The organism is Corynebacterium sp. HMSC061H03 (assembly GCF_001838215.1).
Classification (GTDB): Bacteria; Actinomycetota; Actinomycetes; order Mycobacteriales; family Mycobacteriaceae; genus Corynebacterium; species Corynebacterium jeikeium_D.
The window spans coordinates 116952-133000 of record NZ_KV836061.1 but is presented as its reverse complement, the minus strand read 5'-3'; the positions used below and the strand labels follow the sequence as shown (position 1 = coordinate 133000).

11 protein-coding genes are annotated in these 16049 nt (G+C 58.8%); 4 read left to right on the top strand and 7 right to left on the bottom strand.

The features are described 5' to 3' along the window. Positions 1 to 74 precede the first annotated feature (74 nt). Complete coding sequence (locus HMPREF2787_RS04190; protein WP_048735346.1) at positions 75 to 1577, top strand: acetyl-CoA hydrolase/transferase family protein; 1503 nt, start codon at positions 75 to 77, stop codon at positions 1575 to 1577. A 123-nt stretch (positions 1578 to 1700) separates the two neighbouring features. On the opposite strand, the gene serA is transcribed toward HMPREF2787_RS04190, so the two are convergent. From serA to HMPREF2787_RS04165, 5 genes are all read right to left on the bottom strand, one after another. Then, complete coding sequence (gene serA, locus HMPREF2787_RS04185; RefSeq protein WP_016422498.1) at positions 1701 to 3296, bottom strand: phosphoglycerate dehydrogenase; 1596 nt, start codon at positions 3294 to 3296, stop codon at positions 1701 to 1703. 238 nt (positions 3297 to 3534) lie between these two features. Further along, positions 3535 to 5259 (bottom strand): hypothetical protein, encoded by a 1725-nt coding sequence (locus tag HMPREF2787_RS04180; RefSeq protein WP_049190122.1) that lies wholly within the window; start codon positions 5257 to 5259, stop codon positions 3535 to 3537. A gap of 281 nt (positions 5260 to 5540) precedes the next feature. Next, complete coding sequence (ilvC, locus tag HMPREF2787_RS04175; protein WP_038628558.1) at positions 5541 to 6557, bottom strand: ketol-acid reductoisomerase; 1017 nt, start codon at positions 6555 to 6557, stop codon at positions 5541 to 5543. A 53-nt stretch (positions 6558 to 6610) separates the two neighbouring features. Then, a complete protein-coding gene (gene ilvN / locus HMPREF2787_RS04170) occupies positions 6611 to 7114 on the bottom strand; it encodes an acetolactate synthase small subunit (protein ID WP_048735338.1) in 504 nt (167 codons plus the stop codon). Positions 7115 to 7148: 34 nt separating this feature from the next. After that, positions 7149 to 9059, bottom strand: coding sequence for an acetolactate synthase large subunit (locus tag HMPREF2787_RS04165; protein WP_070858476.1), 1911 nt, complete (start codon positions 9057 to 9059; stop codon positions 7149 to 7151). Positions 9060 to 9437: 378 nt separating this feature from the next. On the opposite strand from HMPREF2787_RS04165, the gene HMPREF2787_RS04160 reads away from it, so the two are divergent. The 3 genes from HMPREF2787_RS04160 to ilvD all read left to right on the top strand — a co-directional run bounded on the left by HMPREF2787_RS04160 (position 9438) and on the right by ilvD (position 13660). Further along, complete coding sequence (locus HMPREF2787_RS04160; RefSeq protein WP_246824191.1) at positions 9438 to 11075, top strand: mechanosensitive ion channel family protein; 1638 nt, start codon at positions 9438 to 9440, stop codon at positions 11073 to 11075. 57 nt (positions 11076 to 11132) lie between these two features. Further along, entirely contained in the window at positions 11133 to 11681 is a 549-nt protein-coding gene (locus HMPREF2787_RS04155; protein WP_070643907.1) for a PH domain-containing protein, read from the top strand. Positions 11682 to 11815: 134 nt separating this feature from the next. Further along, positions 11816 to 13660: a dihydroxy-acid dehydratase gene (ilvD, locus tag HMPREF2787_RS04150; protein ID WP_070858475.1), complete on the top strand. Its 1845-nt coding sequence runs from the start codon at positions 11816 to 11818 to the stop codon at positions 13658 to 13660. Positions 13661 to 13675: 15 nt separating this feature from the next. Here the strand turns inward: ilvD and HMPREF2787_RS04145 are convergent, their stop codons facing one another. Next, entirely contained in the window at positions 13676 to 14560 is an 885-nt protein-coding gene (locus HMPREF2787_RS04145; RefSeq protein WP_246824190.1) for a hypothetical protein, read from the bottom strand. A 75-nt stretch (positions 14561 to 14635) separates the two neighbouring features. After that, the gene (locus tag HMPREF2787_RS04140) at positions 14636 to 16009 is read right to left on the bottom strand and encodes a DoxX family membrane protein (RefSeq protein ID WP_246824189.1); all 1374 of its coding nucleotides are present in this window, start codon (positions 16007 to 16009) and stop codon (positions 14636 to 14638) included. Between the last annotated feature and the right edge of the window lie 40 nt (positions 16010 to 16049).

The window sequence follows — 16049 nt, the reverse complement described above, 5'->3', positions numbered from 1 at the left end:
TGTGGCAACACACTGTTAGCGCATGCTAGGTTAGGCGACAAAACTAAAGTCGAACAGTCTATCTAGGAGATGACATGTCTGATCGCATCGCACATGCCGGTTTGCGCGGCAAGGTAATGACCGCCGACGAGGCTGCACAGTTTATCAATCATGGTGATGCCCTCGGCATCTCTGGCTTCACCGGTGCTGGCTACCCGAAGGCTCTGCCGACTGCGCTGGCAAACCGTGGCAAGGAACTCCACGCCAAGGGTGAAGAGTTCGCTGTCGACATCTACACCGGCGCTTCCACTGCCCCGGACTGTGACGGCGTGATGGCAGAAGCTGACATCATCCGCTACCGCATGCCGTACCAGGGCGATCCGGCACTGCGTAAGTCCATCAACTCCGGCAAGGCGAAGTACCAGGACATCCATCTCTCCCACTCCGCGCTGTACATCGAGCAGGGCTTCCTGCCGATTGACGCCGCAATTGTAGAGGTCACTCGTATTACGGAAGATGGACACCTCGTTCCGTCGTCAAGCGTTGGCAACAACGTCGAGTGGATGGACAACGCTGACAAGATCATCATTGAGGTCAACTCGTGGCAGTCCGAGGAACTCGAGGGCATGCACGACATCTACCGCATTCAGCACCTGCCTAACCGCACGCCGGTGCCGATCAACGCCCCGGGTGACCGCATTGGTACCCCTTACATCGACATCAACCTGGACAAGGTTGTCGCAGTTGTCGAGACCAACGCGCCGGACCGCAACTCCCCGTTCAAGCCGTTGGATGAGACCTCGAAGGCCATTGCCGGACACTTCCTCGACTTCCTCGAGGGCGAAGTTCGCGCGGGTCGCCTGGCTTACGACCAGTACATCATGCAGTCGGGCGTCGGTAACGTTCCGAACGCCGTGATGGCGGGTCTGTTGGACTCCAAGTTTGAGAACATCAAGGCCTACACCGAGGTTATTCAGGACGGCATGATCGACCTGATTGACGCAGGTAAGATGACCGTCGCTTCGGCTACCTCCTTCTCCCTGTCTCCGGAAGCGGCCGAGCGCATGAACAACGAGGCTGCTCGCTACCGCGAGAACATCATTCTGCGCCCGCAGCAGATTTCTAACCACCCGGAGGTTGTCCGTCGCGTCGGCCTGATCGCCACCAACGGCATGATTGAGGCCGATATCTACGGCAACGTCAACTCCACCCACATCAACGGCAGCCGCATGATGAACGGCATCGGTGGTTCCGGTGACTTCACCCGTAACGCCTTCGTTTCCTCGTTCATCTCGCCGTCGCTGGCGAAGGACGGTGCGATTTCGACTATTGTTCCGTTCGCTTCGCACATTGACCACACCGAGCACGACGCCATGGTCATCATCACCGAGCGTGGATTCGCTGACCTGCGTGGCCTGGCACCGCGTGACCGCGTGGCGAAGATGATTTCCGTTGCACACCCGGAGTACCAGCCACTGTTGGAGGAGTACTACGAGCGCGCGCTGAAGACCGCTCCGGGCATGTCTACCCCGCACGACCTGCGTACTGCCTTCGACTTCCACGTCAACATGATTGAGAAGGGCTCGATGAAGGGCTAGGCAGTAGGGCTACGGCTGCATAGATTATGCTGGGAAACAAAAATCCCCTCCATGCGGAGGGGATTTTTTCATGCAGTAGAAGCTGCGCTAGAGACTAGCTCTAAAACGTCTAGGCGCTCAGAACTAGTCCAGCTCAAGCTGCAGAGCGTGGGTAGCGGAGATCTCCTCGGTAATCTTTCCGACGAGCTCCTCCGGAACCTCCTTGGAAACGCGCAGCACCAGGATGGCAGTCTGATCTGCTTCCTGCGGAGACAGAGCAGCGGCCTCGATGTTGATGCCGGACTCACCCAGGGTGGTAGCAACGCGACCCAGAGCGCCCGGAACGTCCTTGTACAGCAGGAAGAGGTTACGGCCCTGAGCACGCATGTCGATGCCGCGGCCATTGATGCGAACAATCTTCTCGACGCGGTTCAGGCCAGTGAGAGCACCAACGACGGTAGCGGTGGAGCCATCAGCACCGATGACCTTGACCTCGAGAACGGAGCGGTGGGAGACGGACTCCGGCTCGGTCTCGACAGTGAAGGTCACACCACGCTCTTCTGCGATACGCGGAGCGTTGACGAAAGTGACCGGCTCTTCCACCATGAGGGAGAACAGTCCACGGATTGCTGCCATACCCAGAACGTTAACGTCCTCAGTGTGCAGCTCACCGCGAGCGGTGACCTCAACAGCGGCCGGAGCACCCTCGAGCAGACCGCCAGCAACCAGCCCCAGCTCACGAGCCAGCTCGAGCCACAGGGCCACCTCTTCGCCGACAGCGCCACCGGAAACGTTGACGGCATCCGGGACGAACTCGCCAGCCAGTGCCAGCAGTACGGACTTAGCGACATCGGTACCAGCACGGTCCTGAGCCTCAACGGTGGAGGCACCCAGGTGCGGAGCACAAACAGTTTCCGGCAGACCAAACAGCGGGGAATCCGTGCACGGCTCAGTCGCGTACACGTCGAAGCCAGCACCGCGGATGTTGCCAGCCTTGATTGCGTCGGCAAGCGCCTGCTCGTCGACGAGACCGCCGCGGGCAGCGTTGATGATGATCTGGCCCTTCTTGGCCTTGCCCAGGAGCTCAGCATCGAACATGCCAGCGGTTTCCTTGGTCTTCGGCAGGTGGATGGTCACGAAATCAGCGCGAGCCATCAGGTCTTCCAGCTCAACCAGCTCAACACCGAGCTGAGCAGCACGGGCCGGGTTCGCGTACGGATCGTACGCAATGATGTTGGTCTCGAAAGCAGCGAGACGCTGCGCAAACAGCTGGCCGATGTGACCGAAACCGACGATACCGACGGTCTTGCCGAAGATTTCGACGCCCTTGAAGGAAGAGCGCTTCCACTCCCCTTCACGCAGGGACGCGTCCGCAGCCGGCAGCTGGCGAGCGGTGGCCAGCAGCAATGCGATTGCGTGCTCACATGCAGAGTGAATATTAGAGGTCGGAGCGTTGACAACCATGACGCCGCGCTTGGTAGCGGTATCGATGTCGACGTTATCCAGGCCAACGCCGGCGCGACCGACAATCTTCAGATTCGGAGCAGCCTCGAGGACTTCCTGATCCACGGTGGTAGCGGAGCGGACGAGAAGTGCGTCAGCATCACCAACCGCAGCCAGGAGCTCAGCGCGGTTCGGGCCATCTACCCAACGGACCTCAACGGAATCCCCCAATGCGTCCACAGTGGACTGTGCCAGCTTGTCGGCGATGAGGACAACGGGGCGAGCGTTCTGGCTCACAAGCATCTCCTGGTTTGTCTCGAAAAGTTTATGCAGTATGTGCGGTGTCACTTAAGAAAACTACTAAAGCGTGCACGCGCATTACGTCTCATCATAAACTCTGGGGGTGAGACACGGGGGGACTTACCTAAGCAAAACGGCGCTTACTACCCTTTGTTTAGGGAGTAAGCGCCGTTGCCCCCGACATTCAAGTCGGCAAATATTTCGCGTTATATTTTTATTTCTGCTGGTCTATAACCTACTGGTACGTAACCAACCACGGACGCGGCTCGATGTTCATGGTCTCCTCAGGAGTAAACATCGGCTGATCCTCGTCGATGAAGTTCTTCCACGCCTCGAAAATCTCCGGCTGCAAATCCTGCAGCATGACGTTCCAGGTCTCAAACTTCTCCTGCGCGGTGCCATGGCCGTCGGCATGCAGAACAAATGCGAGCTCCGGGTGCGACAGATCCAGCGTCTCGCGGTCGCGAATCATCTGTAGCTGGAACTGGTGCAGCATCAGCATCTTCTGCGGAAGGTTGTTCTTACGAGTCAGCTCAGCCAGCCAATCAGCAACGCGGTTGACTTCTTCAGCCTTAACGTGACCAACCTGGGTCGCCGGAACCTGCCCCGGTTCCATCTTCCACTCCGGGTCCAGCGCCAGACCGACGTTTGGCATCTTCAGCAGTTCTTCGTAGAACTTGGCCTGGTCCAGGAAGTCCGCACTACCCGGCTGCAGGTCGATGATGACGTAGCCGCCGGCCTTGGTCATTGCCTCGACGTACGGCTTCAGAGTCTCAACCGGAGCCGGCTCGGAGTAGTCACCGCGTGGCCCCGGGTCAGCCTGCGCGACCGAAGCGATAATCTCGAAGGCCGGCAGTACCGGGTCATCAGCGAACTTCTCGTACTGCTTGACGTAGTCCTTCGCACGTGCGACGGCATCCTCCGGATCATCCTCGCCCATCACGCCCAATGGAGCGACACCTGGGTGACCATACGTTGCAATCAGATGACGACCGGGGAACAGCAGTGTGCCTCCACCTGGCAGCTCCTTGACCTTGTCATCTTTGGCAAGCTCGATGGACTGATCAAACTTGTCCTTATCGCCGAAAACCTTACCCAGAGCAATCAGGGACTCGCCGTCGCGAGCAGCGGAAATCGACTCAGAGGTAGCACGCGCGTCGCCCACCGGCAACCAACTGACCTTCAGGCCAGCGGCACGGGCCGTAGCAATGGAGGCCAAACCGGTACCCGGTGCGGCCAGTGCCAATTTGTCCTTGACCTCCTTCGGAGATCCCTTCGGCAGGGTGACGCTCTCCTGTCCCTTGTCGTCCTGCCCATCGCTGGCGCGATCCTGAGCCTCCTGGTTGGCTGCCCCATCCTTCGTTGCATCGCCCTCGACGACAGTTGGCTTCTCCGGATCCATCTCAACGACAGCGCGAGTCGGCTTCGACTCCGTCTCCTTGAGAACCTTAAACTCGGTACCGACGAGCTCCTTAAGGCCATCGGTCGTACCCGGATCGGCAATGATCTGACGGCCCTCTTCGCCAGTCAGGTCAACTGCCCCCACAGTAAGGACTGTCTTTGCGCCCAGGCGGTCAATCTCTTTTTCCACATCGGCGATATCGGCGCCAGTATCACGGCCACGAGCATCCTTCTTCGGGCTCTTGGCAGTAGTGTCATCTTCCGCATCTTCGGCAGAACCAGCCACTAGCATCGGCAGACCAGCAGCAACCGCGATGCCTGCCGCCCTACGCTGCTCAGCAGAGCCAGCCGAGGAAACGACAACCGCTTCCGAACTGTCGATCAGACTTTCCGACGCTGCGATGTCGTCGCTAAGCACCGTCGATTCAGCGTCCACCTTCTTCGTGGAAACAGCGCTGTCGGAATTTCCACACGCGACCAAGGCGCTTGACCCCAACGCCAGGCTGACCGTCAGGGCAACGGTTGCCGTCACGCGCCGCGTCATTGCGGATACTCGCACATTTACCTCCGTGAAATGATTTGATTTCAACGATTAGACTATCGAACGTCTTTGTTGAGGGAGACCTTTCAACCCAGATTAGAACCCCGGATAGGACTGGGGCTACACCCGTTTGGCAGTAGTTGCTTTTAGCTCAGACGTTTATTCCACACGTCTACCCCACACGGTTCAGTGAAAGAAAACTAGTAAGAGAGATACGAAAAGGGCCTCATCACGGCGGTGAAGCTCAGTGATGAAGCCCTACTTCGCGAACAAGCGAGGGATTCGCTTAAGCAACAAACTTAGGCAGTCTCAGCGCGAGCGTCGACCTTAACCCAGCTCATCAGGTCGCGCAGCTTGGAGCCGACCTCTTCAATCTGGTGGTTGTTGTAGGAAGCGCGCAGGTCCTCGAGCTCCTTGTTGCCGCCCTCGACGTTGGCAATCAGGCGCTTGGTGAAGGTGCCGTCCTGAATGTCAGACAAAATCTCGCGCATGTGCTGCTTGGTATCAGCGGTAATAACGCGCGGGCCAGACAGGTAGCCACCGAACTCAGCGGTGTCGGAGACCGAGTAGTTCATGTTGGCAATACCGCCCTCGAACATCAGGTCAACAATCAGCTTCAGCTCGTGCAGGCACTCGAAGTATGCCATCTCCGGCTCGTAGCCAGCTTCAACCAGAACCTCGAAACCGACCTTGACCAGTTCCTCGGTGCCACCACAGAGAACAGCCTGCTCACCGAAGAGGTCGGTCACAGTCTCTGCCTCGAAGGTGGTCGGGATAACGCCAGCGCGGGCGCCACCGATAGCCGCAGCGTAGGACAGAGCCAGGTCGCGGCCCTCGCCCTTCGGGTCCTGGTCAACGGCAATCAGGCACGGAACGCCCTTGCCATCGACGAACTGACGACGAACCAGGTGACCCGGGCCCTTCGGAGCAACCATACCGACGGTGATGTTGTCAGCCGGCTTGATGAGGTCGAAGTGGATGTTCAGACCGTGGCCGAAGAACAGCGCGTCGCCGTCCTTCAGGTTCGGCTCGATGTCCTCGCTGTAAACCTTTGCCTGGGTGGTGTCCGGAACCAGCACCATAATGACGTCTGCCCATGCAGCGGCATCTGCGTTGGACTTAACCTCGAAGCCAGCTTCCTGAGCCTTCACAGCGGACTTGGAGCCTTCACGCAGACCGATAACAACCTCGACACCGGACTCGCGCAGGTTCTGAGCGTGAGCGTGGCCCTGGGAACCGTAGCCCAGGATGGCAACCTTACGTCCCTGGATGATGGACAGATCAGCATCGTCGTCGTACAGCAGTTCAATAGCCATTAAAGTTAGCCTCTTTTCGAATCGGATTCGTTAAAAATCTTAGCGTTTAGTTGTTAGCGGGCCTGGAGCATCGGCTTCGGCCCACGTGCCATTGCGACGGTACCGGACTGAATGAGCTCACGGATACCAAACGGCTCGAGGACCTCCAGCAGGGCTACAAGCTTCGAGCGCTCACCCGTCGCCTCAATGATGACAGACTCTTGAGAAACGTCCACCACACGGGCACGGAAGAGATTGGCGGCATCGACTACCTGCGGACGATTGGTGTTGTCGCAGGAAACCTTCACCATCAGCAGTCCGCGCGACACCATGGTCTCTGGGGGCTGGCGGACCACTTTCAGCACGGGCACCAGCTTGTTCAGCTGCTTAGTGATCTGTTCGATCGGCAGCGTCTCCGTCTCAACCACGACGGTGATGCGGTTGACTCCCTCGGTCTCAGTCTCACCCGAGGTAATCGACTGGATGCTGAAACCTCGACGGGTGAACATGCCCGCAATGCGGACCAGAATACCCGGCTCATCGAGGGTCAACACGGATAGAGTGTGCAGTTCAGCCATTTTGGGACTCACTTCCTGTTGCTTCGGATCCCGATTAGCGGGTCTTCATGGACGGGTGGTTAGCGTCGGGCTGCTTCGCGGCGTCCTCGGAGTTGTCCACAACAGTGCCGTGGATGTCAGCCGGGGCCTCAGCTGCTGAATTCTCATCGTTGAACAGCGGGCGCAGACCGCGGGCGTATTCGACCTCATCATTGGACTTGCCAGCTGCCACCATCGGCCACACCTGAGCATCCTCACCGACAATGAAGTCAATAACCACCGGTCGGTCATTAATCTCGCGTGCCTTCTTAATCGCCGCCGCGACATCTTCCTTCTTGGTCACGCGGATCGCCACGCAGCCAAGCCCCTCGGAGAGCTGGACGAAGTCCGGCAGGTAGGAGTTATCCTCCGGGCGCAGCTTGGTGTTGGAGTAGCGCTGATCGTAGAACAGCGTCTGCCACTGACGAACCATGCCCAGATTACCGTTGTTAATCAAGGCAACCTTGATGGGAAAACCTTCCATTGCACAGGTGGTCAGCTCTTGATTGGTCATCTGGAAGCAACCATCACCGTCGATGGCCCAGACTTCCTTTTCTGGAGCAGCCGCCTTGGCACCCATCGCAGCCGGGATTGAGTAGCCCATCGTGCCGGCACCACCGGAGTTAAGCCAGGTGCGCGGGTTCTCGTACTGGACGAACTGCGCTGCCCACATCTGGTGCTGGCCGACGCCAGCGGCATAGATGGCATCTGGGCCAACGATGTCGGACAGAGTCTGAATTACAAACTGCGGAGCGATTGCACCATCAGCGGGCTCTTCCCACCCGAGGGGGAACTCGTCGCGGAGACCGTCGAGAAGCTTCAGCCAGTCGGCAATCTGCGGGCGACTAAGACCGAGCTTGGTGTAGGACTCGCTAAGTGCGGCAAGGACCTCGCGGGCATCGCCGACGATGGGAACATCAACTTCGCGGAGCTTGCCAATCTCTGCCGGGTCAATGTCGGCGTGGATTACCTTCGCGTTCGGCGCGAAGGAATTCAGATCACCGGTAACACGGTCGTCGAAACGCGCGCCAATCGTGATGAGCAGGTCGGACTTCTGCAGAGCAGCGACGGCCGACACCTTGCCGTGCATGCCCGGCATACCCATGTGCAGCGGATGCGAGTCCGGGAATGCGCCGCGAGCCATCAGCGTGGTCACGACCGGGACTCCGGTCTGCTCGGCGAACTCGACCAGCTCCTTGGAAGCATCAGCCTTAATGACGCCACCACCGATGTAGAGCACCGGACGCTTTGCAGCAGCAATCATCTCAGCGGCTTCGTCAATCTGGCGCTGGTGCGGAGTCGTCACAGGACGGTAGCCCGGCAGATCAATCTCCGGCGGCCAGGTGAAGTCGATCATCGTATTCTGGAGGTCCTTCGGGACATCGACCAGAACCGGACCTGGACGGCCAGAAGAAGCCAGGTGGAATGCCTCAGCGAGCGCGCGCGGGATGTCCTCAGCTTCGGTGACCATGAAGTTGTGCTTCGTAATCGGCATGGTCACACCGCGGATGTCAGCCTCCTGGAAAGCGTCAGTCCCCAGCAGCGGGCGACCGACCTGACCGGTGATAGCGACAACCGGAACGGAGTCCATCTGAGCATCCGCGAGTGGGGTCACCAGGTTAGTAGCACCCGGGCCGGAAGTCGCGATACAGACACCAACCTTGCCGGAAACCTGCGCGTAACCAGTGGCAGCGTGGCCAGCTCCCTGCTCGTGACGCACGAGGACGTGGCGGAGCTTTTCCGAGTCATAAATCGGATCGTAGAGCGGAAGCACTGCACCACCGGGAATACCGAAGGCTACCTCGACGCCGAGCTCTTCAAGGGATCGGACAATGGCTTTTGCACCAGAAATTCGCTCGGGGGCGCTGGTACGCGCCTTGGCCGCGAATTGGGCGGGCGATGGGGTGTGCTGCTCGTGCGCGTTCACGATTTCGCTCCTGGATCATGGTGGGCAACTACTCAACTCACATTCCCGCTAAGAAGCTACGAATGTGACGTTGAATACGACCATAACGTCCACATAGTGAGAAGTCAATCCCGCCAATTGGACACGCCACCCGTATCACACCCCGAGCACCCACCCGATTCCAACGAGAACCCCGCCCCAACTTTGGGAATCACTCTACCCAGAAACTCTCCGACCACGACCCCGGGGACACCCAAGCCTGCACACCCGAGCCCTACACGCCCAAGCCCCGCAAGCCCCAAGTCCAAAGCTCGTCTTTATGCATAATTCTTTACCTTTAAACTCAGCGCATATTAAGGCGAACGACCTACGGTGGATGGCATGGAATTCTTGCAATACATGTTGTTACGGACATGGCAATGGGTGGCCAATAACGGCCTTGCCATCGCATGTCTGGCCATTCTGCTAATTCTTGTTCCCCGTATCCGACGTTTCGTTCTGGCAATTGCGGACGGAAACATCTCCTCTTCAGAGGAGCAGTCCAAGGGACGGCGCGCACTGATTGGCGCTGTGGTTTACATCGTCGAAGTCATTGCATACTTCGTCTTAATCATCGCGATTCTGTCGAAATTCGGAATCTCACTGACCGCCGCCGCTATCCCCGCGACGGTTGTTTCCGCCGCTGTTGGTTTTGGCGCACAGGGAGTAATCGCCGACTTCCTTGGCGGACTGTTCATCATCGCCGAGAAGCAGTACGGCATTGGCGACTGGGTTGAGTTCCATGCCCCTTCGGGCACCGTGCAGGGTGACGTGGTCAATATGACATTGCGCGCCACCACCATCCGCACCCTAAACGGCGAGGAAATTATCGTGCCGAACTCCGAGGCACGCATGTGTATCAACTACTCCTCACAGTGGTCCCGTGCTGTTGTTGAAGTTCCCGTACCGATGACCGCCGGTGGCTCCATTAAGGACCTGGAAGAGCGCACTGTCGCCGCCGCCAAGCGTGCAATCGCACTGGACTCCGTCAAGGACGCAGTTCTCTCTGAGATCAAATTGCAGTCCTCCACAGAACTCAATCCGCCAACGGTTATGGGACTGCCGTGGACCGTCACTATGCGCTTGATTGTCGACTGCAAACCGGGCGACCAATGGCTCATCGAGCGCGCCATCCGCGCCGCAGTCATCGACACTTGGTGGGATGACTACGGCGAGCGCGCCCAACAGACCCCGTTTGCTCCCGCCGAAGAAATCACCGGTCATGTCCGCGATGACACGATGATCGAACAGCTCAGGCAGGCCGATGCTAAGCAAGAGAAAAAACAACAGCTTGACGACGGCGACAGCGCTCCAACCGAAGTTGTCGAAGCGGTAGCGGACACTACTGCCCAGCCGGATACCGCAGAAACCAAACTGATGGAAACTCAGACCGTCGATAAGCAAGACGGGAACGAGCGATCCGACCTGCCGCATGCGGGTGCTGACCTCGATGATGCTCGACGCGAGCAAGAGGACAGCGGAAGCAACAATGCCATCCGCAAGCTGGTTAGCCACCCTGACTGGAAGACGCTCACGACGCGCCAGAAGATCCGGCGATTCCTCTCTGCCGGTGGACGTGCTCGCGTTTCGACAATCATGCTCTTGGCAACCCTAATTGTCCTCGGCGTTTTGAATCTCATGACGGTCGAGACCGAGGGCGGCCCATCCGGATGGCTAGCACCGAGCAGGTGGAGCGATCGGGTAACGACACAGGAAGAGGACTCGGAAGAGTCATCAGCTCCGCAATCATCGAACCAGCCGACTAGTACCACACAGAGTGTGCAGCCCACCGAGACTTCACAGCAGACTCAGACATCACAGAATCAGCCGTCCGAGACTTCACAGCAGCCTCAGAGCACGCAGAACCGCGCACCTTCGACCGCCACCTCCACCGAGCCAGACTCTACCCAGAGCAACACCGACAACGAGAACACTGGCGGATCACAGTCGACAGACTCCACTAACAACGCAGAACCAAACTCGGCCGGGGCGCAATAACGCGCAACTGCCTACCGCGCATTAACCAATCCGAACTACCCGCTACAATCAAAGGCCATGACTGACTCGACTCCACAGCTAAAAATTGCGACGCAGCGATTTCGCCCACAGAAGACGCATCTGTTCATCGTTGCGTTCATGCTCGTGCTGTGTGTAATTGCCACCGGTTTTGCCCCGTGGCTGGCCATTACCTTCCTGGCACCGTTGATTTATACGCTTTGGATTTTCCGAGTACGCACCACCGTAGGGCCACGCGGCATCACTGCGGTGTACCTATTGTCCAAGCGCCGTTCGGTGCCCTGGGGCGATTTTGCGGGCATCTTCTTCAACAAGGGCGGCCGCGCCTTTGCGGTAACCAAGTCAGATGAGCGCATCGCCCTGCCGGCCATCTCTTTTAATTCGCTGCCGGAGTTGAAGGAAGCCACTGGCGGTCTGATTCCAGATCCGATCGCTTCGGCTCGTATGGCGGAAAATGACAAGGTCGAGGTTTTCGACCGCGATGGCTACTCCGTAATGAAGAAGGTCAGTGAGGTTGAGGCTGATGCCAAGGCTAAAGGTGCTAAAGCCAAAGGTGCCAAGGCTAAAGGTGACGCCTCTGCCGAGTAACATATAAGCAGTCCACAAAGCCCCTAAATCTCATTATGCGGACACTAGTGACCATGAAATGAGACATTAGGGGCTTTTTGTGATTAATATGGATAATTAATTACCTTGCACCCTATCTAGGAAGGGCAGCCCCCATGATTCCCCTTCGCTCTAAAGTCACCACTGCCGGCCGTAATGCTGCAGGTGCGCGTTCGCTATGGCGCGCAACTGGCATGACCGATAACGACTTCGGCAAGCCGATTATCGCAATTGCCAACTCTTACACTCAGTTCGTTCCGGGTCACGTGCACCTGAAGGACGTTGGCGACATCGTCGCAGAAGCTGTAACCGCAGCCGGTGGCGTCCCCCGTGAGTTCAACACCATTGCTGTCGACGACGGAATTGCGATGGGTCACGACGGCATGCTCTACTCGCTGCCGTCCCGTGAGATTATTGCTGACTCTGTCGAGTACATGGTCAACGCTCACACCGCTGACGCATTGGTCTGTATTTCCAACTGTGACAAGATCACGCCGGGCATGCTCAATGCGGCTCTGCGTCTGAATATCCCGGTGGTCTTCGTTTCCGGCGGGCCGATGGAATCGGGATCTTCGATTGTTATCGATGGCGTCGTCAAGCCCGGCTCTGACCTCGTCTCGGCTATTTCTGCATCCGCGAACGACAAGGTCGATGACAAGAACCTGCTCGACATCGAGCGCTCGGCATGCCCGACCTGCGGATCGTGCTCGGGCATGTTCACTGCAAACTCGATGAACTGCCTGACCGAGGCCCTCGGCCTGTCCCTGCCGGGTAACGGTTCTACCCTGGCAACTCAGCAGGCGCGTCGCGATTTGTTCACGCGCGCCGGTGAACTGATTGTGGACCTGGCGAAGAGCTACTACCACGATGGTGACGAGTCCGTGCTGCCGCGCAACATCGCCAACCGCGACGCCTTTGTCAACGCAATGACGCTCGACGTTGCCATGGGCGGTTCCACCAACACGGTGCTGCATATTCTCGCTGCCGCCCAGGAGGGCGAGATCGACTTCGACCTCTCTGACATCGACGCGATTTCGCGCCGCGTGCCTTGTCTGTCCAAGGTGGCACCGAACTCGGACTACTACATGGAGGACGTCCACCGCGCCGGTGGTATTCCAGCCATCCTCGGCGAACTGCGCCGCGCGGGCCTGCTGCAAATGAGTGTCCGCTCCGTTCACTCCCCATCTCTGGAGGAGCACCTGGACAATTGGGATATCCGCGGCGGCAAGGCCACTGACGAAGCGATTGAACTGTTCCACGCAGCCCCTGGCGGCGTGCGCACCACCGAGCCGTTCTCCACATCCAACCGTTGGGAGAGCCTGGATACGGACTCCGAAAATGGCTGCATCCGCGACTTCGACCACGCCTACACGAAGGAAGGCGGTCTGTGTGTCCTGCGCGGCAACATCGCCGAGGACGGCGCTATCCTGAAGACCGCCGGTATCGGCGAGGATCAGTTCCACTTCGAGGGCACCGCTCGCGTCGTAGAGAGCCAAGAAGAGGCTGTCTCGGTCATCTTGAACCGCACCTTGCAGCCGGGCGAAGTTCTCTTTGTCATCTACGAGGGTCCTTCCGGCGGCCCTGGCATGCAGGAGATGCTGCACCCGACTGCATTCATCAAGGGCGCTGGCCTGGGTAAGGTCTGTGCGCTGGTCACCGATGGTCGCTTCTCCGGCGGTTCCTCCGGACTGTCTATCGGCCACGTTTCCCCGGAGGCCGCTGCCGGCGGCGCAATCGGTCTCGTCCGCAACGGCGACCCGGTGTACATCGATGTCGCTGAACGACGGCTCGAGATTCAGGTGTCCGACGAGGAGCTGGCCGCTCGCCGCGATGAGGAGCTCAAGCGCGATAAGCCTTTTACTCCGCACAAGCCGCGTCCGCGCAAGGTCTCCAAGGCGCTGCGCGCATACGCCAAGATGGCGTCCAGTGCGGATAAGGGGGCGGTCCGCATTGTCGACTAGCTAGATCAAACCCGCTTAAAGACCTGTGCTTACCGCACGGGCCTTTGGCGTTTCTAGAGTGGCTTTGCGCCCAGTCTTCTGCGTGGGCTTCACCAAATCCCGGTACTCGACGTCGGCAATCCCCTCAGCGACGTCCCCGGTGTGTGCATATTTGCCGCCCTCGGTAATGGCCGCCATTACATATCCGGGGCCAAAAACAACGGAAGAGTGCCACGAACGCCGGTTGGACCAGCCCATTTTCGCGCCTTCAGAGCCGGGCAGCCCGGCAAGACCAAAATTCTGTCGATAGCCATCGGCAGCAATCGGCGACCAGTGTCGCATCGCCTCGAGCACCTCAGAATTAGGATGCTTCAGATGAAGCTGGGAAATAAAAGACACCACATCTTCCGCGGTGGTCCTCGATACTCCCCACTTTTCTCCGCCGGAAGTGTTGAACAGGCCGTACTCGGTCGCAATGGAATCGACCGATTCCGGGTACTTCCGGTAAAAGTCGGCGGCCAAATCGTCATCGGAACGCGAAATCATCTTTTCGACGCGCTCGGCATCGTCGGCAGTGCCGTGTTCGAGCACATACTGACCGATATACAACTTAATCAGGGATAGCGCCGGCAGCGGGCGTTGCGATGCCTGGCTGCTGTACCCCACGCCCACCGGCTCGTAGCTCACCGCCATTTGCGTGCGCGGGTCAGTCTCGATCAACCCTTCGGCGTTGAGGTTCATGCGCGGCAGACTCACCTCATGAGTCGGCCAGACGCTTGCCGACGAGACGGAGGCTGCAACCTCATTGTGCTCGCCGGCAGCGGCTGTCGAAGGTGAGTGAATCGACGTTGTAGCGCCTATCGAAGACATGAAAAAGACCACCGCGAGGGTGGTCTTTAGTGCGTGTCTCGACTTTGGCATAGGGGGCATTGTACCCCGACCCTAACCGAGAACCTAGTTTAGGTCGCTCGACTGTTTGTGCAGCTGCGAGCCGCCTTAGCCAACAAACGGCAGCGTTCCGGTCGTCAGCCACCACAGGCCAATTGCTGCGGCGATGGACAGAATTCCGAAGATCCACGACGATGCCAGTGGTCGACGAGCCCAGCCGCGTCCGAAATCGATGCCGATACGGCCCGGGCCGGTGAACTGCAAGCCAAGCGCCATGGCGGTCATCAACAGCTGTAGTTGGAGGTTACTGGAGTCCTGGCCAACGATATTCACACCATTGGCAGAGGTAGCCACATCAAACATGCTGAGGTAGGCGGACAATGCCAGCGCCAACGCCGCGGCCAGCGGTGTCGCGAGACCCAAGATAAGCAGGGCACCCGCGATAAGCTGAACCGTTGGGATGGCAGTGGCCATTACAGGGCCGAGGGCAAAGTTGTTCTGGCTAAACTGTGTCTCCAGCGCAGTGGTGCCACCGGAGTTGCCCCAGCCGAGCAGCGTTGTCAGACCATGGACCAGCAGTAGCGCACCCAATCCAAGACGCAGCAGCAGGAGGCCGAAGTCAGTGGTACCGCGACGGAACTCCGGTTCGTTGTCGTCGTAGAAGTCCGTGTCTTCATCGTCGTCAGCAGCGGCGGTGGTCGTAGCAGCAGTTGCCCCGGCGGCTCCTACGCCTGCTCCTGCAACACCAGCGGCGCCAGCTGCACCAGCGGTATCGCGAGACGCAGCCGGTTCAGCGAAATCCGATTCATCGAAATACTGAGTCTCAGCTGCGGAATTGCGTGAAGAGTCATAGGTCGGCTCCGCCTCATCGTCGAATACTGGCTGTGCTTCCGACTTTTTTGCAGTAGCTCCCGCTGCGGACGCTCCTGCCGCTTCAGAAGCCGAGAAGGCTTGCGTCGGCTGGCTGAAATCCTCGTCTGAATCAACGCGCTCACTACGAGCCGGCTGCTCAAAGATTTCGGTTGCCTCCGACTCCGGGGCCACCTCCGACTCGTTATCGGCCGCGGGCGCCAATTCAGTTTCAGCCTGTTCATCCCGCGGCGAAGGCTTGCCGGCAGGGCTAATCACCTGAGGTGCCGTGCGGCCTGCAGCGGCGTAGGCGTCGTAGCGCTTCTTCGGGGCTTCCTGAACTTCAGGCTCCGGTTCCGAGCTCGGCTCGACCTCTGTCTCTGCCACTGTCTCTGATACAGCGGTGGATTCCGGCGGCAGGTTTTCCTGGTCTGCCTCCGACTCCTCCGCTACGCGCTTTTCCGGCACACCCGGAAAAACCTGCGTTGCGGTGTTGTCGCTGTCATCACGGTTGGTTTCTTCGTTCATTGGCTCAGCGAGCTTGCGGTAGGTCGGGACGTCGAGATCGTCATCGAATCCGTCCTCCACATTCTCGAGGGCGCGGTCGTTCGGGTACTTCTCTGAGTCGCTCACATCGTCCACATTAAATCTACTGCCTCACTTTTGGTCGCAG

What these genes read in the sequence shown, in the direction of transcription:
- HMPREF2787_RS04145 (WP_246824190.1), bottom strand. Translation starts at nt 14,560, where the DNA reads ATGCCAAAGTCGAGACACGCACTAAAGACCACCCTCGCGGTGGTCTTT.
- ilvC (WP_038628558.1), bottom strand. Translation starts at nt 6,557, where the DNA reads ATGGCTATTGAACTGCTGTACGACGACGATGCTGATCTGTCCATCATC.
- ilvN (WP_048735338.1), bottom strand. Translation starts at nt 7,114, where the DNA reads ATGGCTGAACTGCACACTCTATCCGTGTTGACCCTCGATGAGCCGGGT.
- HMPREF2787_RS04155 (WP_070643907.1), top strand. Translation starts at nt 11,133, where the DNA reads ATGACTGACTCGACTCCACAGCTAAAAATTGCGACGCAGCGATTTCGC.
- HMPREF2787_RS04190 (WP_048735346.1), top strand. Translation starts at nt 75, where the DNA reads ATGTCTGATCGCATCGCACATGCCGGTTTGCGCGGCAAGGTAATGACC.
- HMPREF2787_RS04160 (WP_246824191.1), top strand. Translation starts at nt 9,438, where the DNA reads ATGTTGTTACGGACATGGCAATGGGTGGCCAATAACGGCCTTGCCATC.
- ilvD (WP_070858475.1), top strand. Translation starts at nt 11,816, where the DNA reads ATGATTCCCCTTCGCTCTAAAGTCACCACTGCCGGCCGTAATGCTGCA.